19 protein-coding genes and 3 pseudogenes are annotated in these 23,352 nt (G+C 66.0%); 13 read left to right on the forward strand and 9 right to left on the reverse strand.

The window, feature by feature from the left end:
- Nucleotides 1-7 precede the first annotated feature (7 nt).
- Nucleotides 8-580, forward strand: coding sequence for a carboxymuconolactone decarboxylase family protein (locus G6N54_RS17910; RefSeq protein ID WP_163791264.1), 573 nt, complete (start codon nucleotides 8-10; stop codon nucleotides 578-580).
- On the opposite strand, the gene G6N54_RS17915 is transcribed toward G6N54_RS17910, so the two are convergent.
- Nucleotides 577-1,500 carry an IclR family transcriptional regulator gene (locus G6N54_RS17915; protein ID WP_264078216.1) on the reverse strand — a complete coding sequence of 308 codons (924 nt, stop codon included), beginning with the start codon at nucleotides 1,498-1,500 and terminating at the stop codon, nucleotides 577-579. The two genes, G6N54_RS17910 and G6N54_RS17915, sit on opposite strands and share 4 nt — an antisense overlap.
- Nucleotides 1,501-1,661: 161 nt before the next feature.
- On the opposite strand from G6N54_RS17915, the gene G6N54_RS17920 reads away from it, so the two are divergent.
- From G6N54_RS17920 to G6N54_RS17935, 4 genes are all read left to right on the forward strand, one after another.
- Nucleotides 1,662-2,087, forward strand: a complete 426-nt coding sequence (locus G6N54_RS17920) for a nuclear transport factor 2 family protein (protein ID WP_163791266.1) — start codon at nucleotides 1,662-1,664, stop codon at nucleotides 2,085-2,087.
- The gene (locus tag G6N54_RS17925; protein WP_163791267.1) at nucleotides 2,084-2,902 is read left to right on the forward strand and encodes an SDR family NAD(P)-dependent oxidoreductase; all 819 of its coding nucleotides are present in this window, start codon (nucleotides 2,084-2,086) and stop codon (nucleotides 2,900-2,902) included. Before G6N54_RS17920 ends, G6N54_RS17925 begins: the two co-directional genes overlap by 4 nt.
- Before the next feature lie 394 nt (nucleotides 2,903-3,296).
- Nucleotides 3,297-4,565: a sodium:proton exchanger gene (locus G6N54_RS17930; RefSeq protein WP_372513194.1), complete on the forward strand. Its 1,269-nt coding sequence runs from the start codon at nucleotides 3,297-3,299 to the stop codon at nucleotides 4,563-4,565.
- Between the two features lie 41 nt (nucleotides 4,566-4,606).
- Nucleotides 4,607-5,443 (forward strand): SDR family oxidoreductase, encoded by an 837-nt coding sequence (locus G6N54_RS17935; RefSeq protein WP_163791269.1) that lies wholly within the window; start codon nucleotides 4,607-4,609, stop codon nucleotides 5,441-5,443.
- On the opposite strand, the pseudogene G6N54_RS17940 reads toward G6N54_RS17935, so the two are convergent.
- Nucleotides 5,440-7,211: pseudogene (locus G6N54_RS17940) on the reverse strand (SulP family inorganic anion transporter). The gene G6N54_RS17935 and the pseudogene G6N54_RS17940 sit on opposite strands and share 4 nt — an antisense overlap.
- An 8-nt stretch (nucleotides 7,212-7,219) precedes the next feature.
- Nucleotides 7,220-8,295: pseudogene (locus tag G6N54_RS17945) on the reverse strand (sulfate ABC transporter substrate-binding protein).
- Between the two features lie 140 nt (nucleotides 8,296-8,435).
- Here G6N54_RS17945 and G6N54_RS17950 point away from each other — a divergent pair.
- Nucleotides 8,436-9,836, forward strand: coding sequence for a DUF2252 domain-containing protein (locus tag G6N54_RS17950; RefSeq protein ID WP_163791270.1), 1,401 nt, complete (start codon nucleotides 8,436-8,438; stop codon nucleotides 9,834-9,836).
- Nucleotides 9,837-9,975: 139 nt separating this feature from the next.
- Nucleotides 9,976-10,401: pseudogene (locus tag G6N54_RS17955) on the forward strand (zinc-binding dehydrogenase); the annotation flags it as partial.
- Here the strand turns inward: G6N54_RS17955 and G6N54_RS17960 are convergent.
- From G6N54_RS17960 to G6N54_RS17970, 3 genes are read right to left on the reverse strand one after another with little or no spacing between them, the layout of a single operon-like run.
- Nucleotides 10,354-11,916 carry a flavin-containing monooxygenase gene (locus tag G6N54_RS17960; protein ID WP_232072871.1) on the reverse strand — a complete coding sequence of 521 codons (1,563 nt, stop codon included), beginning with the start codon at nucleotides 11,914-11,916 and terminating at the stop codon, nucleotides 10,354-10,356. The pseudogene G6N54_RS17955 and the gene G6N54_RS17960 overlap by 48 nt on opposite strands.
- Nucleotides 11,913-13,706, reverse strand: coding sequence for a flavin-containing monooxygenase (locus G6N54_RS17965; protein ID WP_163791271.1), 1,794 nt, complete (start codon nucleotides 13,704-13,706; stop codon nucleotides 11,913-11,915). The genes G6N54_RS17960 and G6N54_RS17965 overlap by 4 nt, the downstream gene beginning before the upstream one ends.
- Before the next feature lie 52 nt (nucleotides 13,707-13,758).
- Nucleotides 13,759-14,400, reverse strand: coding sequence for a TetR/AcrR family transcriptional regulator (locus G6N54_RS17970; protein ID WP_163791272.1), 642 nt, complete (start codon nucleotides 14,398-14,400; stop codon nucleotides 13,759-13,761).
- A gap of 82 nt (nucleotides 14,401-14,482) precedes the next feature.
- Between G6N54_RS17970 and G6N54_RS17975 the strand changes: the two genes are divergently transcribed.
- Together G6N54_RS17975 and G6N54_RS17980 are read left to right on the forward strand one after the other, a co-directional pair.
- Complete coding sequence (locus G6N54_RS17975; RefSeq protein WP_163791273.1) at nucleotides 14,483-15,181, forward strand: trimeric intracellular cation channel family protein; 699 nt, start codon at nucleotides 14,483-14,485, stop codon at nucleotides 15,179-15,181.
- A complete protein-coding gene (locus G6N54_RS17980; protein ID WP_232072872.1) occupies nucleotides 15,178-15,786 on the forward strand; it encodes a TetR/AcrR family transcriptional regulator in 609 nt (202 codons plus the stop codon). Before G6N54_RS17975 ends, G6N54_RS17980 begins: the two co-directional genes overlap by 4 nt.
- On the opposite strand, the gene G6N54_RS17985 is transcribed toward G6N54_RS17980, so the two are convergent.
- Complete coding sequence (locus tag G6N54_RS17985; protein WP_232072873.1) at nucleotides 15,727-16,236, reverse strand: YkgB family protein; 510 nt, start codon at nucleotides 16,234-16,236, stop codon at nucleotides 15,727-15,729. The genes G6N54_RS17980 and G6N54_RS17985 overlap by 60 nt on opposite strands.
- Before the next feature lie 65 nt (nucleotides 16,237-16,301).
- Nucleotides 16,302-16,967, reverse strand: coding sequence for a TetR/AcrR family transcriptional regulator (locus tag G6N54_RS17990; protein ID WP_163791274.1), 666 nt, complete (start codon nucleotides 16,965-16,967; stop codon nucleotides 16,302-16,304).
- Nucleotides 16,968-17,076: 109 nt separating this feature from the next.
- On the opposite strand from G6N54_RS17990, the gene G6N54_RS17995 reads away from it, so the two are divergent.
- On the forward strand, nucleotides 17,077-17,631 hold the full coding sequence (locus G6N54_RS17995; RefSeq protein WP_163791275.1) for a pyridoxamine 5'-phosphate oxidase family protein: 555 nt from the start codon (nucleotides 17,077-17,079) through the stop codon (nucleotides 17,629-17,631).
- A gap of 1 nt (nucleotide 17,632) precedes the next feature.
- Here G6N54_RS17995 and G6N54_RS18000 read toward each other — a convergent pair whose 3' ends face one another.
- Nucleotides 17,633-18,106 carry an SRPBCC family protein gene (locus tag G6N54_RS18000; protein ID WP_163791276.1) on the reverse strand — a complete coding sequence of 158 codons (474 nt, stop codon included), beginning with the start codon at nucleotides 18,104-18,106 and terminating at the stop codon, nucleotides 17,633-17,635.
- Between the two features lie 285 nt (nucleotides 18,107-18,391).
- Between G6N54_RS18000 and G6N54_RS18005 the strand changes: the two genes are divergently transcribed.
- The 3 genes from G6N54_RS18005 (at nucleotide 18,392) to G6N54_RS18015 (ending at nucleotide 23,306) form a co-directional block, all read left to right on the forward strand.
- Entirely contained in the window at nucleotides 18,392-19,468 is a 1,077-nt protein-coding gene (locus tag G6N54_RS18005; protein WP_163791277.1) for a hypothetical protein, read from the forward strand.
- A gap of 140 nt (nucleotides 19,469-19,608) precedes the next feature.
- Complete coding sequence (locus G6N54_RS18010; RefSeq protein WP_163791278.1) at nucleotides 19,609-21,879, forward strand: heavy metal translocating P-type ATPase; 2,271 nt, start codon at nucleotides 19,609-19,611, stop codon at nucleotides 21,877-21,879.
- A gap of 44 nt (nucleotides 21,880-21,923) precedes the next feature.
- Nucleotides 21,924-23,306, forward strand: coding sequence for an alpha/beta hydrolase (locus G6N54_RS18015; RefSeq protein ID WP_163791279.1), 1,383 nt, complete (start codon nucleotides 21,924-21,926; stop codon nucleotides 23,304-23,306).
- Nucleotides 23,307-23,352: the final 46 nt, after the last annotated feature.

Genomic DNA, 23,352 nt, shown 5'->3' on the forward strand with positions numbered 1-23,352 from the left:
AACGACAGTGCGACTTCCCCCGTTGCCACCGACCAATTTGAGCGTCACGCAGCAAGCCCTCTACGCCGACATGCGCGCCGTAATCGACAGCGGCTTTGGCGAATTCGTCGCACGCCGTGGCGATGGCGCGCTGATCGGCCCATTCAACGGTTGGCTCCACTTTCCCCAATTCGGTTCGCCGGCTTGGGCGTTCAACAGGTCGCTGTGGGAGCACAGCGTGCTGCCCAGCAGTGTCCACCAATTGGTCATCCTGGTCACGGTTGCAAAGTTCGGGGCCCACTACGCGATCGACGGACATGAGTATTTCGCCCAACGCGCCGGGTTGTCTGAACAGAAGATCGCGACGATCACCGCCGGAGAACGCCCGGGCGATCTGACCGACGAAGAACAGGCCGCATACGACATGGCCGCCGCGCTCAACCGCGGCGGCATTCTTGCCGCGACGACGTACCGCTGCGCCGTGAGACGCTTCGGCGAAACCGGGGCTGCCGAGATCGCTTTTCTGGTGGGCTGTTTCGCCATGGTCGCGGTGACGCTCAATGCGTTCGACATTCCGGCACCCGGGTACGGGGAAACCTAGCGGGCCACTCTGGAACGGCTGCGTTCCTCGAGGTCCACTACCGGCGGATGCTGCTGTGCTTCCCTGATGGCCGTGGTTTCCGCGGTGAGCTTGTTGCCCACCACCTGGATTTGCCGGGCGCTGAGCGGCGACAACGGGTGCACGGCAAGCATCAGGGCGACGTGGCCGCGGTGGTCGAACACCGGCGCGGCGATGGTCACGACGGGCTGTTTGCGGCGGCCCGGGTTGTCGTCAGACACAAAGCCGATGGTGGTGAACTCGACGAGCAGCTGGTCCAGAATGTGGCGCACCGGGGTCGGCATTTCGTTGCTGTCCAACGTGCCGACCACCCGGACGGCCTCGGCCAGCGCGGGCGTGGTCCAGTCGACGTCGAACCCGCGCTCGCGGCTGCGGGCCAAGATGTGTTCCAGGCGCTGGATCCGGTCGGCATTGCCGCCCGTGCCGCGACGAATCCACGCACGCTGCTCTTCGTCGGTGTCCCAGGCGGCGAAGGCGACGCCGAACGGCGGCGCGTACGGGATCTGATCGCCGGGTATCCCGGCGGGCTGGGTAGCGGGATCGCCCTCAAAAGCGGTGACTACCAACGAATCGCCGAACCGCTCGACCACCGAGCCGGCGTAGCCGAACTCGCCGGAAAGTCGCACCGCCGCGGACCGTGCGGCGTGCGCCAACGGCCGGGCGGTGTCCATCCGCGCCGCCACCACGGCGAGTGCCGGTCCCAGCGAGAAGGTCTTGGCGACGGGGTCCCGGCTCGCCCAGCCGCGATCGCACAGCGTTTTGAGGGTCGCGTGCACCGTCCCCTGCGTCAGGTCGAGCTCGCGCACGATGTCGGAGAAGCGCATTCGCGTATTTGGAGACCGCGCCAGCAACTCGACAACGTCGAGTACCCGCGCAGTAGGCGCCGAGGTAGATCCGCGAATGGCTTGACTCCTTTGAGACCGGATTCCTACAGTTATAACGAACATTCGACAGAATTACTCGATTATTCGAGAAATCGGGGCAGGCGCTTTGCGTGCTGTGGTTTTGGGTGAGATCGCCATCGTCATCGGTGCAGGGCGATCGGGCTCGACTTAAGGCAGGCATGACCGAACGAGACGACCGTCAGGACATCTGCGATCTGCTGGTGCGCTACGCCACCGGGATCGACAGTCGCGACTGGCCGCTGTTCCGCACCGTGTTCACCGACGATTGCGAACTCGACTACGGCGAGATCGGCACCTGGCACGGCGTGGACGAAGTCACCGAATTCATGGACAAGACGCACGCGATGGCCGGTCACACCCTGCATCGGTTGTCCAACCAGGCGATCACGCTCGACGGCGACAAGGCAACAGCACGAACCTACATCGACGCGGTAATCATGTTCGGCGACAACCAATCCGGCGTCAATGCCTGGGGCTTCTACGACGACGTGATCGTCCGGACCGCCGACGGCTGGCGCATTGCGCGACGCCGCTTCACCCAGGTCCGCATCGCGACGTTCGGCCAGCAACGGAGCGACACATGACATTCGCAGCCAAATACGGGCCATGGGCGCTGATCGCCGGCGCGTCCGACGGCGTGGGTGCGGCGTTCGCCGCGGGACTCGCCGAGCGCGGCGTCAACGTTGTGCTGCTGGCTCGTCGGCCGAAGGTGCTCGATTCAGTTGCCGCCGAGATCGAATCCCGCACCGGTGCCCAAACCCGAACTCTCGCTATCGATCTCACGGCGCCGGACGTGGCCACCAGAGTCGCCGAAGCAACCAGCGATCTGGAGATCGGCTTCCTGGTGTACTGCGCCGGTGCGGACCCGAATTACGCGCCCTTCCTTGACAATCCGATCGGAGCGGCCGAGGCGATGGTGCAACGCAACTGCATGGTGCCGATGCAGTTGTGCCATCATTTCGCGCCGGCGATGGTGAAGCGGGGCAGTGGCGGCATCGTCATCTTCGGGTCGGGCGCGGGGTTGGCCGGGGCACCCAACATAGTGGCCTACGGCGCCACGAAGGCGTTCGACATGGTCTTCGCCGAAGCGCTCTGGGCCGAGCTGCACGACAAGGGCGTCGACGTCCTGGGCCTCATTCTGGGCAAGACCAACACGCCCGCATTACGCGAACTCGAATACCGCCGCGGCCACCTCGGTGCGCCCGACGGCCTTCCCGTGGATGCCGCGTCGGTGGACGACGTCATCGCCGAGGCATTCGCGAACCTGACCAACGGGCCGACCTGGATGGTCGGCGAAGACATGCGTGCCGCCCTGCAGATGATCGCTTCACTGACCCGTAGGCAGGTCGTCGAACTGTTCACCCAGGCCGCTGCCGCGGCTATGGGGCCGGATCGCTAGCCGCTCGGCCGACGTCGGGGACCCCGTCGGGCGTCGGGTGAGGCCGGAGCTCCAGCAATGCGTCGTAGTGGGTGTGGACATGCCTCGACTGGGTCGCCGACTCGCCCGTTGGTTGGCCGACCCCATCCCGACGCCGGCGGAGTCCCCGGAAGGCCCCTAGATTGGTTTGCCGCAATCTGAAGTTAGCTGGGCCTAACATTCGAAATTGGGTGCTCTATCCAGCAAATATAGACGTTTGAACGACGTCGCTTGGCATCGTCATAACGTTGCTGGACACGAGGAAATCGGGGTACCTTTGGCGGGCAGGTCAAGCCACGGCCGCGAGCCAAGTAGCCACTCGTGATCGGCAGAGTGAAGGATGACGATGCTCGCCACTGACAGCCCCGTCGCCACAGTGCCGACGGCGTCACACGCGCCGCGGGGCACACTCTTCCGTTCGGCACTGATCACCGCGATGCTCATCGCCCCCGCGGTGGTGGTCCGCGTCATCGGCCTGCATCCAGACCCTGTTGTCGCGCTGCTGATCTTCGGCGCCGCGGTCGTGTCGGCCAGCTTCCTGCTGGCGTGGGCCGCCGAGGCGGCGCAGATCGACGTCTCCGGCGGGCTGGCGGTCGCGGTACTCGCCCTGGTCGCGGTGCTGCCCGAATACGCCGTGGACCTGTACTACGCGTTCGTCTCGGGCCATAACGCGGAGTACACCCAGTACGCGGCGGCGAACATGACCGGCTCCAACCGCCTGTTGATGGGCCTGGGCTGGCCGGTCGTGGTGCTGATCGGCGTCGTGGCCGCGCGGCGGGCCGGCGCCGGTAAGACCACCGGACTGACGCTGCAGCCCGCCAATCGCGTCGAACTCGGCTTCCTACTGATCGCCGGCATCGTCGCCTTCGCCATACCGGCGGCCGGTGAAATCCACCTCGGCCTGGGGTTGGCGCTGCTGGCTTGGTTCGGTTTCTACCTGTACAAGGTCAGCCACGGCGACGTCGAAGAACCCGACCTGATCGGTACCGCCGCCGCCCTGGGTGAACTCTCGGACCGCAGCCGCCGCGTCGTCGTGGTCAGCCTGTTCGCGGTGTCCGGGGCGGTGATCCTGCTGTGTGCCAAGCCCTTTGCCGACAATCTGGTCGCGGCCGGCACCGAGCTGGGCATCGACCGGTTCCTACTGGTGCAGTGGCTGGCGCCGCTGGCCTCCGAAGCGCCCGAGTTCATCATCGCGACCATCTTCGCCTCCCGCGGCAAGGGCACCGCGGCCATCGCGACGCTGATCTCGTCGAAGGTCAACCAGTGGACGCTGCTGATCGGGTCGCTGCCGGTCGCCCATCTGCTGGGTGGTGGCGGCTTCTCCCTCGAGCTCGACTCTCGCCAGCTCGAGGAAGTGTTGCTCACGGCCAGCCAGACGCTGATGGGTGTCGCGCTGATCCTGGCGCTGCGCTTCCGCCGGGGTGCCGCGTGGACGCTGCTGGGACTGTTCATCATTCAGTTCCCGCTGACCTCGACCCCGGAGCGGCTGGTGCTCTGCGGGATCTACGCCATGATCGCGATCGGCGCACTGATCGTCAACCGCCACTACCTGGCCGCCACTCTGCAGGCGCCGTTCCTGGGGACAGCGGTCCGGCACGCCGGTCATCCGCACCACCTGGAAGAGGAGTCCGCGCTGCCGAGGTAGGACTCACCGACTGTTCGCCGGGCTGCGTATACCGTCCAGGTATGAATCGAGTCTCGGTGATCACCGGCGGTGCGGGCGGTATGGGTCTGGCCACGGCCAAGATCGTCGGCCGCGACCACACCCTCGTCCTGTGTGACGTCAGGCAGGAACGGCTGGACGACGCGGCCGCAACCCTGAAAGAACTCGGGATGGATCCCGCGGTCGTCAACTGCGACGTCACCGACCGGCGCGCGGTCACCGGGTTGCTCGACACCGCGAAACGTCTCGGGACGCTCGCGTCGGTCATCCACACCGCGGGGGTGAGCCCGAGCATGGGCTCTGCCGACTATGTGATGCGGACCAATGCGGTTGGCACCGTCAACGTCAACGAGGTGTTCCACGCGACGGCCGGCGAAGGCTCGGTGATCGTAAACGTGGCATCGATGGCGGCCCACATGTTGCCCGCGGAAATGATTCCGACAGCACGATTCCCGCTGGCGTTCGAGGATATCGGCGCTTTCGCGGACGCGATGGTGGCCGCCTGCGACATCGCTCCCGAGGAGGCTCGTTCGGGTCTGGCGTACGCCTTGAGCAAGAGCTTCGTGAAGTGGTACAGCCAGTCGCAGGCCGAGCGCTTCAACGCGCGCGGATTGCGCATCGTCTCGGTTTCTCCGGGGTCGATCGACACCGAGATGGGCCGGCTCGAGGAGCAGGCCGGCGCCGGCGCGATGGTGGCCAATGCCGCAGTTCCACGCTGGGGCAAGCCGGAGGAGATGGCAGAGCTGCTCGCCTTCTGCGCCAGTGCCAAGGCGGGCTACCTCACCGGCACCGATATCCTCAACGACGGCGGCGTGATCGCCTCGATGACCGAGCGGTCCAGGGTAGCCGCGGGCGGCTAGACGAGGTAGTAGAAGTTCGTGAGCTCGTGCGCGATCGGGGTCGGCTTCCTCAGTTTCAGGTCAGCGAGTTGGTTGTGGGCGTAACGCACCGCCTTCAGTGTCGCCGAGAAATCCTCGTCCTCTTCGGGGAAGACATGCGCTGCGGTGAACCAACTTTGGAATCCGACGTTGTTCAGCACCGCGAGGGTGTCGGGACGCACGCCGGCGAGTAGCACGGTCACGCCGCGTCCGGTCTCTTCTCGCAGGAAATGCTCGATTCGCTCGATGCACACGACATCGGGGTGGCGGACCCGCTTGAGCCGCAATACCACGAACTTGATGTCGTCATCCGCGATCCGCTTGCTGATCTCGGCCAGGTAGCGATCCAATTCCGGTGCGGCGCCGAAGAACAGCTCGCCTTCCAGGTCATAGATGACGACCAACGGATCGGTATCCTCGCCTGAAATGCGCTCGCGGACAACACGTTCGGGTGCGACGATGAGTTCCCGGGACTTCAGCTTGGCCGCGCGCGGCACGAATAACAGGATGGAGAGGACCACACCGAGCAAGACCGATTTGTCGAGATCGATCGCCACCCCGGTGAACGCGGTAACGATCACCAGACCCGCGTCGTAACGCGATGCCTTGACCGTGTAGATCAGGCGCTTGAAGTCGACCAGCCGTACCGCCGTCACCAGCAGCAGGCCCGCGAGTGCCGGCTGCGGCACGTAACGCAAGAGCGGAGCGAACAACAGCAGCGCGGCGGCAACCGTTGCGGCCGAGACGATCCCGGAGAATCGCGTTTTGGCACCCGCCTGAAAATTGATCGCCGACCGCGACAGCGAGCCCGAGCCCGGCAGGCTTTGGAAGAAGCCGCCGGCGAGGTTGGCGAGCCTTCGGCCATGATCTGCCGGTTGTAGTCGATCTTCTGCCGGGTTTGGTAGGCAATGGCTTTGGCGATCGACAACGCCTCGATGATGCCGACGAAGGCGATCGCCAGCGCGCCAGTGGAAAGGTGTGGCAGGAACTCGGTGTGGACTTCGGGCACATGTGCGCTGGGCAGGCTGCGCGGGATCTTGGCGGCCACCGACACCGCGGTATGTCCACCGGCCCCAGGAATCGACCACCCCGCAATGTAGGCGATCACCGAGGTGACGACCAGCACCGCAAGCATGTCGATCTGCGGCCAAACGTACCGCTGCACCAGCTTGCGCAACACAACCGCCAAAACCACTGCCGCCGTGCTCAATACCACGGCGCGGTAGTTGACGAGATCGCCGTGCGACAGGGTCAGCCACACCCGGTGCAACACCTGCATGTGCCCGTTGCCCTTGTCGCGCACGCCCAGGGCATTGCCCAGCTGCCCCACGGCCAGCAGAAAAGCGGCGGCCGCCATGAAACCGATGATGACCGACTCGGAAATGTAGCGGGTCAGGTTGCCGAGCTTGAACAAGCTGATCACGATCTGGAACACGCCCACCAGGACGGCCAGCAGGAACAGCCCTTCGAACAGTTGGGTGCTGTTTTCCGAATCGATGAAGGCGAGCGCGGTGAAAACCAGCAGCGATATGGCGCTGGTCGGCCCGTTGATCAGATGCGAGGACGACCCGAAAATCGAGGCGACGATCGTGACGACGATTGCCGAGTACACCCCGAACCGGGGATCGACCCCGGCGATCAGCGCATAGGCCATCGCCTGAGGAAAGGAGATGGCGGCGACGGTCAGGCCGGCAATAACGTCATGCCGACCTTTCACCGAGTCGTAATTCACGAAGCTCACTTTGGCCACGTCTTCCGCTAGGTCCCCGACACCGCGGCGGGCGGGCCCGAGATCGTGTCGAGGATTCCGTTGCTGCCGAAGAACTGCTCGCGCGCATCGCTCCAGTCCTTGGCGATCTCACCGATTCCGAAGAGCGCGAGCGGGGGCAGCCGGTCGGCATGTTTGGCGAGGATCTCCGGCTTGAACGGCCGATAGCCGAATTGCGCGGCCTGCTCCTGCCCGGCATCGGTGAACAGATACTCCAGATACGCCTTGGCATAGGCCGCGGTCTTCGGCTCGGTGAGGTTGGCGTCGACCCAGGCCACCGCCGGCTCGGCCAGGATGCTGACCGGTGGATAGACGATCTCGAGTTCGTCCTTGTTGGCCGCGACCTCACGCAGCGCCTCGTTCTCCCACGTCAGCTGCACGTCACCGATCTTGGCCAGGGTGAAGCTGTCGCCCGCACTGCGCGCTCCGGCGTGGATACCGCCACGTGTTGCAGTAGTGACTTCACGTACGCCTTCGCCTGGGCCGGGGTGCCGCCGCGAGTGGTCACTGAACCCCAAGCCGCCAGGACGCTCAGCTGCCCGTTGCCGGAGCTGCGCGGGTTCGGTGACACCACGGACACTCCGGCATTGACCAAGTCGGGCCAGTCGTGAATGCCCTTCGGGTTGCCGTTGCGGACCACGAAGACGACGGTCGACGTGTAGGGCACCGAATTGTTCGGCAGGCGCTGCCGCCAGTCGGGCGCGATCAGTCCGTGCTTGCTCAACGTCTGGATATCGCTGATCAACGCCAGCGACACCACGCTCGCCTTCTGAGTGCCATCGAGGACACTCCTGAGTTGGCGGCCCGAACCGCCGTGCGACTCCTTGATGTCCAGGGTGACGCCGGTCCGCGTCCGGTACTGCGGGATGAACGCCTTGTCGATCGCCGCATACAGCTCGCGGGTCGGGTCATATGAGACGTTCAGGATTTGGTTGGATCCTGCCTGCGGAACATTCTTGACCACCAGGGCGGTCGCCGCGAAAACGATTGCGACCACGCCAATGACGTTGAGCCAGGGAATACGCCGACGGGTACGGACGCGCTCGGGCGGAGGCGTTTCCACCATCGGTAGGCGTTCCTCTCAAAACAATCTCCAGACGATGCGCCTGGCCCCAGCATTTTCAGCGATGCTAATCAAAAGGCCACGTCATGACAGCGTTGAGAATCAGTCTGACGCTAAATGCGCGCGCTAGGTATGCTGAGCAGATGCCGCAGCGGGCATTGCGTGACCGCCTGATCGAGATCGAAGTTCCGGGTGAGGATGTGGCCCGCGGTCGGGCGCTGCGCAAGACGGTCCCGCGGCGCTCGCTCGCGCAGCTGACTCCCTCGGCGCGGTCCGCGACGGAGATTCTCGTCGCCCAAAATGCCGGGCGGCTAAGCGAACTCGTTCCCCTGCGATTCGCCCGAATGCTTGCTGACCCGTTCTCCTTCTACCGAGGTTCGGCGGCGGTAATGGCAGCCGATCTCGCCGCCAGCCCCACCAGCGGGATCGAAATCATGTGCTGCGGCGACGCGCACGTCTCCAACTTCGGCTTGTACGCCGCCCCGCACCGCTCGATCGTTTTCGACCTCAACGACTTCGACGAGGCCGCGGTGGCTCCGGCCGAGTGGGACGTCAAGCGCCTGATCACCGGTGCGGTCATCGGGGGCCGCCATGCCGGGTACCCAGCCAAGGCCATCAGCCGCTGTGTCGAGCAGGCGCTCGTGCGCTATCAGCGCAGCCTGGAGTCGATGCTCGAGGAGATGGACGTTCTGGAGCGGTACTACCTGCGAGTGGAACCCGAGCACTACACCGGGACGGTCTCCAAGGGCCTGCAGGCGGTGATCCAGAAGACGATCTCCCGAGCCCGCAGCCGCACATCGGCGCGAGTCTTCAAGCAGATCACCGAGATTGGGCCCGACGGTACTCCGCGCCTGCGGGAAGCACCCCCGGTCCTGCAGCACGTCGACGAGGACGTCGAGGCCTTCCTGGTGGCATCGATCCAGGAGTACTTGACCGCGGTGCCGGCGGATATCGCGCTGCTGCTCTCGCACTTCCGGGTCACCGATGTCGCACTACGGGTGGTCGGGGTCGGCAGCGTCGGTACGCGTTGCTACCTGGTCATCCTGGTGGGCCCGAACGACACGCCATTGATCCTGCAGATCAAGGAGGCAACCCGGTCGGTGCTCGACGAATACGGCGGCTGGCGCCAGCCGGAGAGCCTGACCGCGGCGATCGAAGCCAACGGCCAGGGGGTGCGGGTGACCGACGGCCAGCAGATCCTGCAGGCCATGTCGGATGTGTTCCTCGGATCGACTCGCAAAGACGGCCGCGACTACTACGTTCGTCAGTTCCACGACATGAAGGGCACCATCGAGACCGAAGGCATGTCGCCTTCCACCTTCTCCGACTACGTCAGCGCGTGCGCCGTGCTGCTGGCGCGGGCGCACGCCCAAAGCGCGAACGCCTCGATCCTGCGCGGGTACGTCGGAACCAGCGACGCGGTGCACGAAGCCGTCGCCGAATGGTCCTACGCGTACGCGGACAAATCCCTCGACGACTTCCATCAACTGCGCGCTGCGGCCGACGCCGGCGAGATCGAGGTCGCCGAGGATCCCGCGCGCTAGCCGCTACTGCCGAAGGTCGATCACCAGTTGCAAGTCGTCGAAACATGTTTGGACGACGGCGGTAAGCGAGGATTCGCTAGCGGCATTGCATTCACGGGCCGCGGCGACGCGCGCGCCAAGTACAGCAGCGGGCCGGTGAGCGACGCACCACGCGGCCACGGCTGCCGGGGCGATCGATCAGGTGCGGGAACTGACCCGCGGCGTGATGGCCGATGCGGTGATCGTCTCTCCCGCGATGATCGGCGCGGCCGACGTCGGGGCGTCGCTGGCGCTGACTCGCAAGGGCGGCACGTGCGTACTCACCGGACTGCCGGCGCCGGCCCTGAGTTCGATCGACCTGACACTGCAAGAGTTCATCCTGATGAACAAGTCGTTGCGCGGCACTGTGTTTGGCTCCTGCAATCCCAAGAGCGACATTCCGTTACTGGCCACACTGTACGAGTCGGGACAGCTTCTCCTCGACGAGATGATCACCAAGCGCTATGGGCTCGACGAGATCAACGATGCCTATTCCGCGCTAGCCGCCGGTGAACTGATCCGCGGGGTAATCGATTTCGGCATCTAGGCGGTCGGCCGAAGCGAATCCGGTGCGGTGCTGCCAGTCCCGGGATCGTAGCCGCCAAGTCCGGCGCGCGTATTCCAGTGCGGTGTAGGGCCATTGGGTGACGATCCGGCCGCTGGGCGACCGAAAGTAGCTATCGCATTTGGTCCAGATGGTGCGCTCCAGATCGGCGGAAAGCCGGTCGTTGTAGCTCTTTTCAGCCTCTGGGCGCACATCGAGGTAACCGCCCCGCCGCGCCAGCCGGGTCGCCGCGCTGGCTACCAGTCGCGCGCCGGCCTCCAGGATGTAGACGATCGAGTTGCCACCCTGGTTGGTGTTGGGGCCGTAGAGCATGAAGAAATTCGGGAAGCCGCTGACGGCCACGCCGAGATACGCGGTGGGATCGTCGCCCCACCGCTCGTGCAGGAGCTGCCCGCCGGCTCCGACCACGTCGATGCCCGACAGGTAGTGCGACGTCTCGAATCCCGTGGCCAGCACGATCGCGTCGACGTCGACGACGTCGCCCGCGGTGGTGACGACCGATGTCGCGGTGACCCGGTCGATGGGTTCGGTGACGAGCGCGACGTGATCTTGCTGCAACGCCCGGTAGTAGTCGTCGCCGAGCAGCACCCGCTTACACCGGAACGGGTAGTCCGGCGTGAGCGCACGGCGCAGCGTCTCATCCGCCACTGTGCGCTCCAGAAATGACGTGGCGATCTGGTTGCGGACGGTGACGACTGGGTCGTCGGCGAAGGTCGCGGTGTTGTCGTGCAGTAGCTTCCAGATCTGCCAGCGGGCGTGGCGCACCGCCAGCGGATTGCGCCGGAATTGCGCCAATTCGTGCGCACTGTAAGGGCGATCGTCCTTGGGAACCATCCATGGTGGGGTGCGCTGAAAAACCGTCACCCGCGCGGCGGCCTTCGCCAGTTCGGGAACGAGCTGTATCGCACTGGCGCCGGTGCCGATCACCGCCACCTTCTTGCCCGCCAGCGCGAGGTCGTGGTCCCACGCCGCGGAGTGCATGACGAAGCCGTCGAAATCGTTCAGGCCCGCGATATCCGGAAGCTTCAACGACCCGAACAGACCGATGGCGCAGACCACCATGTCCGCGGTCAGCGTGCTGGTGCGGCCTTGACTTTCCAGCCGGCACTCCCAGCTCCAGGTATCCGCGTTCCATACCGCGGAGCGCACCCTGGTCTCGAGGCGCAGGTGGCGGCGCAGGTCGAAATCGTCGGCCACCGACTCCAGGTAGGCGAGAATCTCGGGCTGCCGCGCATAGGTTCGGCTCCAGGATTTATTGGGCGCGAACGAGAACGAATACAGGTGACTCTGGACGTCGCACGCGGCGCCGGGATAGGTGTTGCGCCGCCAGGTGCCGCCGACGCCATCGCCGGCCTCGAGGATGACCAGGTCGTCGATGCCGGCCCGGCGCAGTGCGACCGCCGCGCCCAGCCCGCCGAAGCCCGCGCCGATGATCGCCACCCTCGGTGAGCGCTGCCGCCGGGTCGTCGCGCGGGCCCGGCCGAGCAGGTACTTCACGGCCCGGTCCGGCGAATGTCGAGGCCCGCCAGGTCTCCTTGGGCCCGCCAGGCCGCCAGGATGTCGGCGTATTCGGTCGGGGTGCCGAAGAAGAAGCTGCCCTGCCGGGTCTTGGCGTCCGCCTTGCCCTCGCGGTTGTAGTAACCGGGCGTGCAGGTCGTGGCGCGCTCGGCGGTCGCGGTCGAGCGGGCGACCACCGTGTCGACCCAGGCGGCTTCGGCGGTCGGAGAGGCCTCGACCTCGGTGGCGCCGTGTTCCAGGGCCCACGCGATGATCCACGCGGCGTGGCCGGCTTGGACGTCAAGCAGGTAGGGGAAGTTCACCGTCAAGCCCGCCTGGGAGATGCTTTCGATGAAGCAGTTCGGGAAACCGTTGGCGCACAAGCCCTGGAAGGTGCGTACGCCGTCACTCCAGCGCTGCGTCAAGCTCACGCCGTCGCGGCCGATCAGCTCGAAGCCGGTGCGACGGCTATAGTCGGTGCCGACTTCGAATCCCGTTGCGAAGATCAGGCAGTCGAGCTCGTAGGCCACGACGTCGACGACGACGCCGGACTCGATGATGCGGTCGATGCCGCGGCCGCGAGTGTCGACCAATGTCACGTTGTCGCGGTTGAAGGTTTGCAGATAGTCGTCGTGGAAGCAGGGGCGCTTGCAGAAGTAGCCGTACCAGGGTTTGAGCGCCTCGGCGGTGGCGCGGTCGGCCACGATCCCGTCGACCCGGGCCCGGATCTCCTCCATCTTCGCGAAGTCCGCGAGCTCGATGTCGCGGCCACGCTGTTCAGGGTCCACCGACCCGTCGCGGTCATGACGCATCACCGGCAGCTTGCGGGTGATACTCGTCCAGGCATCGGCGACCAGATCCTCCGAGGCGTGCCCGCCGGCGGTCAGAATCTGAAAGTTCTGGATGCGCTCGCGCTGCCATCCCGGCCGTAATGTGTTGACCCACTGCGGATCCGTGGCCGCATTGGCGCGCACATCGACCGACGAGGGCGTGCGCTGGAAGACGTAGAGATGCTGCGCGGCCGCGCCGAGATGCGGCACACACTGAACCGCGGTCGCGCCGGTGCCGATGATCCCGACGCGCAGGCCGGCCAGGTTCTCCAGCTTCTCGCCGGTGTAGCCGTAATCCCAGCGGCTGGTATGGAAGGTGTGGCCGCGAAACGATCCGAGGCCGGGAATGCCGGGCAATTTAGGTTTGGCTTGATATCCGTTTGCCATCGAGACGAACTTGGCCCGCATCTCGTCGCCCCGGTTGGTGCGGATGATCCACCGCGATTGCGTTGAATCCCAACGAATCTCCTGCACGTCGGTGCGCAGGCATGCGTCGCGGTACAAGTCGTATCGATGTGCGATGCGCTGGCAGTGGGCAAAGATCTCCGCGCCCTTGGCGTACTTCTCCACCGGCATGTAGCCGAGTTCTTCCAGTAGCGGGATGTACACGTAGGACTCGACATCGCAGGCGATGCCCGGGTAGCGATTCCAGTACCAGGTGCCGCCCACATCGGCCGCCCGGTCGATCAGCCGCACGCTCGTCACGCCGAGCTCACGCAGCCGCGCCCCGGTCAGCAGCCCGCCGAAGCCGGCCCCCACGATCGCGACGTCGACCTCGTCGGTGCGGGGCTCGCGGACGAATTCCTGGTCGACCCAGGGATCTTCGGCGAACCGCGCGAAGTCACCGGCGATCTCTACGTACTGGTCGATCCCGTCGGGCCGCAGCCGGCGCGCGCGTTCTTCGGCGTACTTGCGCCGCAGCGCATCGACGTCGAACGCGTACCCGACAGCCCCGGTCAAATCCCGACTCCGATCTTCGTGCGTCGACTCTATAATCAATCACTTGATCGTATCAAGGAGATGCCGTCGGCTGATCGAACAAAGCGCCTCTGACCAGTACTTTCGCCGAGGCCAGTGCGGCGTGGTACTCCTCGGACGGCAATGTGGCCGCCACCTCTGTCAGTCCGTAGACGAGCGCGTAGATCGCCGCGACGACGGCCCGCGAGTCCGGATGGTCACCGAGCTCGCCGCGCTGGCGGGCGTCCTCGACGACGCCCTCGATGATCCCGCGGAACGCCTCGAACCCCGGGTTCTCCGGTCGGCCGCGGGAGGTCCGTCGCGCCGCAACGGTTTCCGCCCGGATCGCGAACTCGAACGCGGCCAGGTCCGGGTACTCACGCATCAATTGGCCGGATTCCTCGAGCACGGCCTCGATCCGGTCGACGATAGTGCCGGGGCGTTGTGCGGCCCGGCACAGCCGGGGCATGGCCGTGTCGGTTCTGGCCGCGATGGCCGCCTTGATCAGCTCGGACTTGTTCGGAAAGTAGTTGTAGAGGCTGGCACTGGTCATGTTCGCCATGCGGGCGATTTCACGGATCGTCGCCTTTGCGTAGCCGACCTCGGCGACACATTTCATCGTCGCGACGATGATGCGCCGACGGGTCTGTTCACCGCTGGCGCCGACGGGGCGGCCCAGCTGTGTCTTCGCTCGCATAGTTGCCCACCCTTCGGCCGCGGGCGCAGTACATCGTCGAATATATTTGTGACCGTCCAGGTAATTCCGGAGGTGAGCGGCCGTGAACCTCGCGTTGGGGGAATTCTCGCGCGCAATCGACTTGGCCGGTGTGTTCGTCAATGCCGTGCTTGGCGGTGTCGTGGCCCGCGAATTCCGCATGGATCCAGTGGGATTCGTCGCGCTCGCGATCCTGTCCGGACTGGGCGGCGGCCTGATTCGCGACACCCTGCTGCAGCACGGGCCGCCGGTGGCATTGACGGACTCGCTCTACGTCGTGGTTGCCCTGGCGGGAGCGGCGATCGCATTTTTGATCCCGCTGCGCGCCCGGCTGTGGTCGTTGACCTATCCGGTGGTCGATGCGCTGGCGCTGGGCACCTGGGCGGTGGCCGGCGCGGAGAAGACCTTAGGCGCCGGATTGTCGTGGCTCCCAGCAATATTGCTCGGGACAATCAGCGCCGTCGGCGGCGGAGCGCTGCGCGACTTGGCGGTGAACAGCACTCCGGCGATCTTCGGCGGCAATACCCTGTACGCGACGCCCGCGGTGGCGGCAAGCGCCACCGTGGTGCTGCTCTCCCGTTACGGTCTGGCGCCGCTGGGTGAGCTGGCGGGCATTGCCGTCGGCTCAGGCCTGTGCCTGCTGGCGCGGTGGCGCGGCTGGCGGCTCGGCGAGAGTATGAGCGCTGACTACTACCTGACCCGGCGGAAGCGGACCTGGCGCATTCGGATCGGCACCCGAACACGCCGCCGCGACGACAAGTGACTCAGCTGGGCCGCCCGGTGGGGGCGGACAGCGAGGAGACCCGCCGCCGGATCATCACGGCCGCCATGCGCTGTGTGGCCGAGGTCGGCTACTCGCAGGCGAGCATTCGCGAGATCGCCCGGGCCGCCGAGATGACCAGCGGCAGCTTGTACCACTACTTTCCGAACAAGTCCGAACTGTTGCACGCGATCGGCGAGGAGATCGAGGCGATCGTGTTGCCGCGGCTGCGGGCGGCCGCCGGCCGACCCGGCGACGTCGTCGACCGGCTCGACGCGGTGCTCGACGAGTCGACACGGCTGGTCCGTGACTATCCGTACCTGACCGGGTTCTTGCGCGCCCTGCGTTCCGCCGGCACGGCGGAATCGCCGGGATCCAAGGCGCTGCACGACGTCGTCTTCGAGATCGTCGACGCTGCACGGCGACGCGGGACACTGTCGGGCGAGACCGACACCCGGTCAACGGTCGAGGCGATCTGCGCGCTGACCCGGGGGCTGACGGAGCAGGCGGACAGCCTCCCGACGCGGACCTATCAAGCCGCGCTGGGTTCAGCCAAAAGCCTTATCCGGGGCACGCTGTTCACGCAGCGCGTCACCGAGCGTCCATAGCGCAACCCCGATCAGCACCAGGTCCTTGAGCAGGAATTGGCCCGGCAGTGCCGAGAGCACGGGCAATCCGGCGGCGTGGGTCGAGACCACGCCGGGAGTGGTGAACAAAAAGCTCAGCGTCCCCAGGAACAGCACCACCGCCAGCGCGCTGCCGATCGCCGACACGCGCGGCCACACCGGGCGCACCGCAATCAGAAGGGCGGCAACGATTTCCATCGTCCCGAGCCCGTGGGCAACGGTGGTGACGCTGAAGACGTCGTACACCCAGCTCATCAGCGGATTGTGTTCGATCAGCACGCGCGATTCCATCTTCACGTACTTGCCGAACCCGATCCAGGCCAGGACGATGACCAGACCATATCGACTGATCAGATGGCCCAGGAGAGTCAGCGAATCCGACAGCGGACGCGTTGCGTTGGTAAAGGTACGACTGATCATCGAGCCGGTCATCGGGGGAAGTCCTTTGGCAGGGGGCTGGTCATCCAAAGGATTTACGAGTCATGCCGCCATTGAGTTCAGTTCTGCAATCTCTCGAGGCCGGTGACCAAGAGTTGCAATCCGAATGCGAACTCGTCGGCCAAGAGAACGGGCAGAGCGTCGGCGACGGATGCCGTCGCGGGATACCGTTGCGGTTCGAGTTTGTGGAATGCATTGGCCGACTCGGCATCTTGCTGAGTATCAGCCGCCCTGGACTGCTGGATGGCAAAGCCGAGGACGTAGCGAGCCAGAGTCGCGTAGGCGTGGGCGGCGACCCCTGGCGTGAACCCGCTGTCGAGGAGCACCGACAGACAGAGCTCGCGGTGAGCCAGCGCATTCGGTCCTATCGGGATGTAGTCGATTAGCAGGGCGGCGACATTGCCGTGCCGGCGTAGTGCGTCAAACATGTTCTGCGCGAGCGATGTACAGGCTTGCTGCCACGGCAGCGCAGCAATCTCATCCGGGTTGACATCGACCGCGCCGAGGATATGGTCGACCACCGCGGAGACTAGCTCGGATCGGCTGGCGAAGTGACGGTACAACGTTGCGGTGCCAGATCCCAGGCGCTGTGCCAGCGTTCGCATCGACAGCGCGTCGGCACCTTGTTCGTCGAGGATTTCGACGGCCGCCGCGATGATCCGCTCGACCGGCAACGCGGGACGCCCGCGGGAGCGGGCCGGCGACGGTTGGTTGACGTCGGACACATCGCCCAACTTAGGGATTCGGATGGCTTGACACCACCACTATTTATGGCCACACTGTATCTATTATTTATTGGCGGGTCAATACCCCTGACAGCAAAGGTATTTCGCCATGCTTCTTCCGTTGGCCACCGAGCCCTACACCGCACCGACGGACCGCGACATGCGTCCGTCCGAGCGACGCGAATTCGTGCGTGCGCATCGCACCTGCGTGTTCGGCTACCGCCGACGTAACGACGGCCCTGCCATGTCGATCGTCTACTACATCCCCACCGGCACCGACGAACTGCTGGTGTCCACGATGGCCGATCGCGGCAAAGCTCGCATCGTCGAACGCGACGGCAAGGTCAGCCTGTGCGTGCTCGACGAGCGATGGCCCTTCGCCTACCTGCAGGTGTACGCCGACGCCACGATCGAACGCGACCGCGATCTGGTGGTCGACGTGATGATGGCCGTCGCCGGCCGGATGTCCGGCGAGCCACTCGGCAAAGAGGCGCGGCCCTACGTAACAGAGATGTCGGAGCGAGAGAATCGCGTCGTCATCCGATGCCGGCCTTATGCCAGCTATGCGCAACCCCCGCGACATCTGTACCGCAACAACCAATCCGAGGAAGTGACTCACTGGGTATCTGGCCTGGTCGCGTGGGACGCCGACGATCCGGCCTGACCTACTTCGCGGCGTAGCGATCGCGCAGCTTGGCCAGCGTCGCTTCGATGCCCGCCGCGTTGCCCTTCGCGAACCCGAGTCGCTCGTAGTACTTCAGTTTCTTTTTCAACGCTCCCGCGTCTCGGTAGTCGAACGTCTCGGTGACTCGAGTCAGGGTCGGTGAGAGCGACTCGAATTTCCAGCGCCAGCGATGCCCCAGGGGATGGCGCCATTCGATCAGTTCGTGCGGCTTCAGCTCGGTCACCGTGCTGGTAATGCGGTACGGAACGCCCAGCATCTTCATGCTCGTGCAGAACTTCGACCCGACGGCCAATGCCTCGGGCACTTTGATGTTGCCGACAACGGTGCCCGATCCGTCCAGCTCGGAATGCCGCCGGGGATCGGCCGCCCACTCGTAGAGCTCCGCGGCCGGCGCGGCCACATCAACCGACCTGCTTACCTGATGGGGGCCCGCGTCGACGATGACGACGGTCATGATGTCTCCTGCCGCCTACCCGGCAGCGTAGCCCTGGCTGCTGCGGCTCCGGAGTATTCGGATCCACCCGGGTGAGGACGCGAAGCGCCCCGGACACAAGCCGGATTTCGAACAGACCACTCCATGGGGCAAACCCGACGACGCCGCCGGCATCACCACTTTCCTGCTCTTCGAGGCGGCCGAGTGGATACCGGCCAGGTGTGGCATGGCGGCGGTGGATCGCACCCGCGGCAATGCTGCACAACTGGAACTCTTCGAGATAATTCCCAGGTAGAGTCGCCCGCCATGGGCGTGCTGCGCTTCATCTGGCAACGGGTATTGGCATTCGACCGGATCGGCTCGCGCATTCCCCAGCTGATCCAGATTTGGCTGACAGAGTTTTTCTTCGTAATGCCGTTGACCTTCTTCGTCGGCAAAGTCATCGATATTCGCGGGGCATTCGGTGTGCCGGGCACCGGCGAGCGACTCGACGGGGTGTTCTGGGGCGCGCTGGTGGTCGCGCTGATCTTCGGCTTTTTCTTCGTCCGCTCGCTGGTCAAGCCTCGGGTCGTCGAGGGTTCGTGGACCCCGACGGTGCACGCCGACATCGGGGGAATGACCGTCTACGGCGGCAACCGCGCCTGGACCGTGACCTATCCATTCCTGACCAGCCACCCGAGTTATGCACTGCTGCTGCTGATTACGGCGCCGATTCCGGCCGTGATGTTGGCCGCGACCACCAATCAGGGCGACAGCACCTTCTACTGGCGAGTGTGCGGCATCGTCGGCCTGGTCATCCTCGCGTGCATGGCGTTGGCCCGGATCTTGGCCTGGTACGTCTTTCGCCTCGGGCGCCGGAAGCTGGATGCGCGGCTGGAGGGATTGCCGATCTCGCAACGCCGGCTCGGCTGGGAGATCGCGTGGAAGCCGGTGCTCGTCCTGCTGGTGATGATGTACGGGATCGTCTGCATCCCGTTAGGCGCAATGTGGTTTAAGGAGCAACGCACGATCGCCGAGCTGCCCGTGGTGACCGTCGCCGACACGGACCACCCGGGCGACTACCGGCGAGTGAAGGGCACGGTCGCATCCCAAGCCGTCTACTGGGCGCCGCGCGGCACCGGCCGCGGCGGCAACAACTACGCGGGCGCCGGGGTGCTGGTCACGCTGGCCTCGGGTGGTGAGGCGCTGCTCCTCGCCGAATCGCTATCGGTGCCCGACTTTAAGGGCATGATGGCCCGCGTCCGCGGCGGCCAGCTCACGGCCTCCGGCAAGGTATTCGACTCGATCACCGCCGACCAGCGCAAGTACTACGGCTTCGATCCGAGCGCCTTTCCCGAGGCATCGCCGGATGGCCGGGTGCTGCTGCTGTTGTCGCAGCCGTAACCCCGGACGCCCCGCCCCGAGCCGCACCCCGCCGACCAGGGCACAATGACGCGAGCCACAAAGTCTTGACGGCAATACCCCCAAGGGTATATAAATGGTAACGGCTTGAGTACTCCCCCGGGGTATTAGGAAGGAGCGTCATGGCCACGAGCGCGGTCAGCAACCTGGAGCTGGATATCGCCGGGATGACGTGTGCCTCCTGCGCGGCCCGCCTGGAAAAGACGCTGAACAAACTCGACGGCGTGACGGCGACCGTGAATTTCGCCCTGGAGCGGGCTTCGGTCAGCGTCCCGGTGGGATACGACCCCCAGTCGCTGCTCGCCGAGGTCGAAAAGGCCGGCTACACCGCCGTTCTGCCGCAACACACGGATGAACCCGCCATGGCGGACGACCCGGAGCTGGCCGGACTGCGTAACCGCCTGATCACCGCGATAGTGCTCGCCACCCCGGTGATCGCGATGGCGATGATCCCCGCACTGCAATTGCGCAACTGGCAGTGGGCATCGCTGGCCCTGGCCGCGCCGGTGGTGCTGTGGGCGGGCTGGCCGTTCCACTCCGCCGCGTGGGCCAACCTCAAGCACGGCGCCGCAACGATGGACACCCTGGTGTCGATCGGGACGCTGTCGGCGTTCCTGTGGTCGCTGTATGCCCTGTTCTTCGGCACGGCCGGCCACCACCACCTGCACCACGGCTTCGCGCTGACCGTCACGCCCGGCGGCGGCGCCGACAGCATCTACCTCGAAGTCGCCGCCGGTGTCACCCTGTTCGTCCTGGCCGGCCGCTACTTCGAGACGCGCTCCAAACGGCGCGCCGGGGCAGCCCTGCGCGCCCTGCTGGAGCTCGGCGCCAAGGACGTCGCGGTGCTGCGCCCCGACCTGCTGCGTCCGGACCACCCGGGCACCGAGACCCGGATCCCGATCGAGCAGCTCAAGGTCGGCGACCAGTTCGTCGTGCGCCCCGGCGAGAAGATCGCGACCGACGGAATAGTCGTCTCCGGCTCGTCGGCCGTGGACGCCTCGATGCTCACCGGCGAGTCCGTGCCGATCGAGGTCGGCGAGGGTGACGCGGTCACCGGCGCCACCGTTAACGCCGGCGGGCGTCTCGTCGTCCGCGCCACCCGGATCGGCGCGGACACGCAACTGGCCCAGATGGGCAAGCTGGTCGAGGCCGCGCAATCGGGCAAGGCGACGGTCCAGCGGCTCGCGGACCGGGTATCGGGAGTGTTCGTTCCGATCGTGATCGCGATCGCCGTGGTCACCCTGGCCGGGTGGCTTCTCGCCGGATTCTCGACCGCCGCGGCGTTCACGGCCGCGGTCGCGGTGCTGATCATCGCCTGCCCGTGCGCACTGGGCCTGGCCACTCCGACCGCACTGTTGGTCGGCACCGGGCGCGCGGCCCAGCTCGGCGTGCTGATCAAGGGACCCGAGGTGCTGGAGTCGACTCGCAAGGTCGACACGATCGTGCTCGACAAGACCGGCACCGTGACCACCGGCAGGATGACGCTCGTCGAGGTCATCACCGCACCGGGCACCGACCGCGCCTCGCTGCTGCGCCACGCGGGAGCGCTGGAGGATGCCTCCGAACACCCGGTCGCCCAAGCGATCGCCAATGCCGCCCGCACGGAACTCGGCGCACTGCCGGCGCCCGAGGACTTCGTCAACGTGCAAGGCAAAGGCGTGCAAGGCGTCGTCGACGGCCACGCCGTCGTCGTCGGCCGCGAGAGCTTGCTGGCCGAAAGGTCGGTGTACTTGGACCCCGAACTCGCGAAGGCCAAATCCCGTGCCGAGGGTGAGGGCAAGACCGCCGTGGCGGTGGGCTGGGACGGCAGCGTCCGCGGCATCCTGGTGATCGCCGACACCGTCAAGCCCACCAGCGCCGAGGCCATCCGGCAGTTCAAGCAGCTTGGGCTGACGCCGGTCCTGCTGACCGGTGACAACGCGACGGTGGCCGACCGCATCGCCGGCGAGCTCAGGATCGCGCACGTCATCGCCGAGGTGCTGCCCGCCGACAAGGTCGCCGTAGTTCAGCGTTTGCAGTCCGACGGCAAGGTCGTCGCGATGGTCGGCGACGGGGTCAACGACGCCGCCGCCCTGGCCACCGCCGATCTCGGCATCGCGATGGGCACCGGCACGGACGTGGCGATCGAGGCCGCCGACCTGACCCTGGTCCGCGGCGACCTGCGCGCTGCCGTCGACGCGATCCGGCTCTCCCGCAAGACGCTGGCCACGATCAAAATGAACCTGTTCTGGGCGTTCGGGTACAACCTGGCCGCGATCCCGCTGGCCGCGCTGGGCCTGCTGAATCCCATGCTCGCTGGCGCGGCGATGGCGTTTTCCAGCGTTCTTGTCGTCGGAAACAGCCTGCGACTGCGCTCCTTCACGAGCACGATCCGTTCGGGCGATATGCGATAGTTGGTCTGGCCAACCGGGTTCCATAGCTTCTAAGGTCTGCACGTTTGCCCCGATTCCTCGGACAACTGTCCCTGCTGCATGGCTGGTTGCCACTCACGACGCAAGCACTCGCGCTGCTCGTCGCGCTGCTCGTGATCGACTGGCGCAACCGGAGCTGGTGGAAGATTGCGCTCCCGGTGGCACTGATCGCGGCCGCCGCGGCCACCGCGCTGGCGTATTGGTACATCGCCTCGCTCGGAGTCGCCGGCGATCCGGCGCCGAAGTCCCTGTGGCTGTGGATCGCGATGAGTGGACTGACCGTCGCGGTGCTGGTGCTGGGCTGGAAAGGCGCCCGCTGGTGGCGTCGCGGGCTCACGTTCCTCTCAGTCCCGCTGTGTGTGTTGTGCGCGGGGCTGTCCTTGAACCTGTGGGTCGGCTATTTCCCCACCGTGTTCGCCGCATGGAACCAGCTGACGTCCGCGCCGCTGCCCGATCAGATCGACCGGCTGCAGGTGACCGCGATGCAGGTCGCCGGGACCCGGCCGGACAAGGGCGTCGTCGTGCCGGTCAACATCGACTCCGACGCATCGCACTTTCCGCACCGCCAGGAACTCGTCTATCTGCCCCCGGCGTGGTTCAACACCAACCCGCCGCCTCGGCTGCCGACGGTCATGATGCTCGGCTCGGCGTTCAACCTCCCGTCCGACTGGCTGGGGCCCGGCGGCGCTTTCACCGCCATCGACGGCTTCGCCGCCCGCCATCACGGTTTCGCCCCGGTTTTCGTCTTTCCCGATCCCACCGGCTCGTTCGACAACGACACCGAATGCGTGAACGGAAGCCGCGGCAACGCCGCCGACCATCTGACCAAGGACGTGGTGCCGTTCATCGTCTCGAACTTCGGCGTCAGCTCCGACCGGGCGAATTGGGGTGTCGCCGGGTGGTCGATGGGCGGTACCTGTGCTGTCACCCTGGCCGCCATGCATCCGGAGCTGTTCAGCGCCTTCGTGGACATCGCCGGCGACTTCCGGCCCAACATCGGCAGCAAGGAACAGACCATCGCCGAGTTGTTCGGCGGCAACACCGCCGCCTGGGCGGAGTACGACCCGCTCACCGTGATGACCAGGCACGGCCGCTACACCGGGTTGTCGGGCTGGTTCGACATCCCCACCCCGCCCGGCGCACACAGCGTCGCGCAGGCGGCCAACCCCGCCCTCGGCAGCACCGCCGCGGCCAACCCGGAGGGTCAAGACGCGGCCGCCCACGCGCTGTGCACGATCGCCGAAGCCAACGGGATCAGTTGCGCCGTGGTAACCCAGCCGGGCAAACATGACTGGCCGTTCGCCGCCCAGGCATTCGATGCGGCGTTGCCCTGGCTCGCTTCGACGCTGGGGACCCCGAATGTCGAGCCCGCGCAGTTGCCGCAACGGGGCAGCGGGGAACCACACTGATCCGATAGCGCGCCGTGACCGCGTCGTGACCGCGTCGTGACCTCCG

This window comes from Mycobacterium stomatepiae, from assembly GCF_010731715.1.
GTDB lineage: Bacteria > Actinomycetota > Actinomycetes > Mycobacteriales > Mycobacteriaceae > Mycobacterium > Mycobacterium stomatepiae.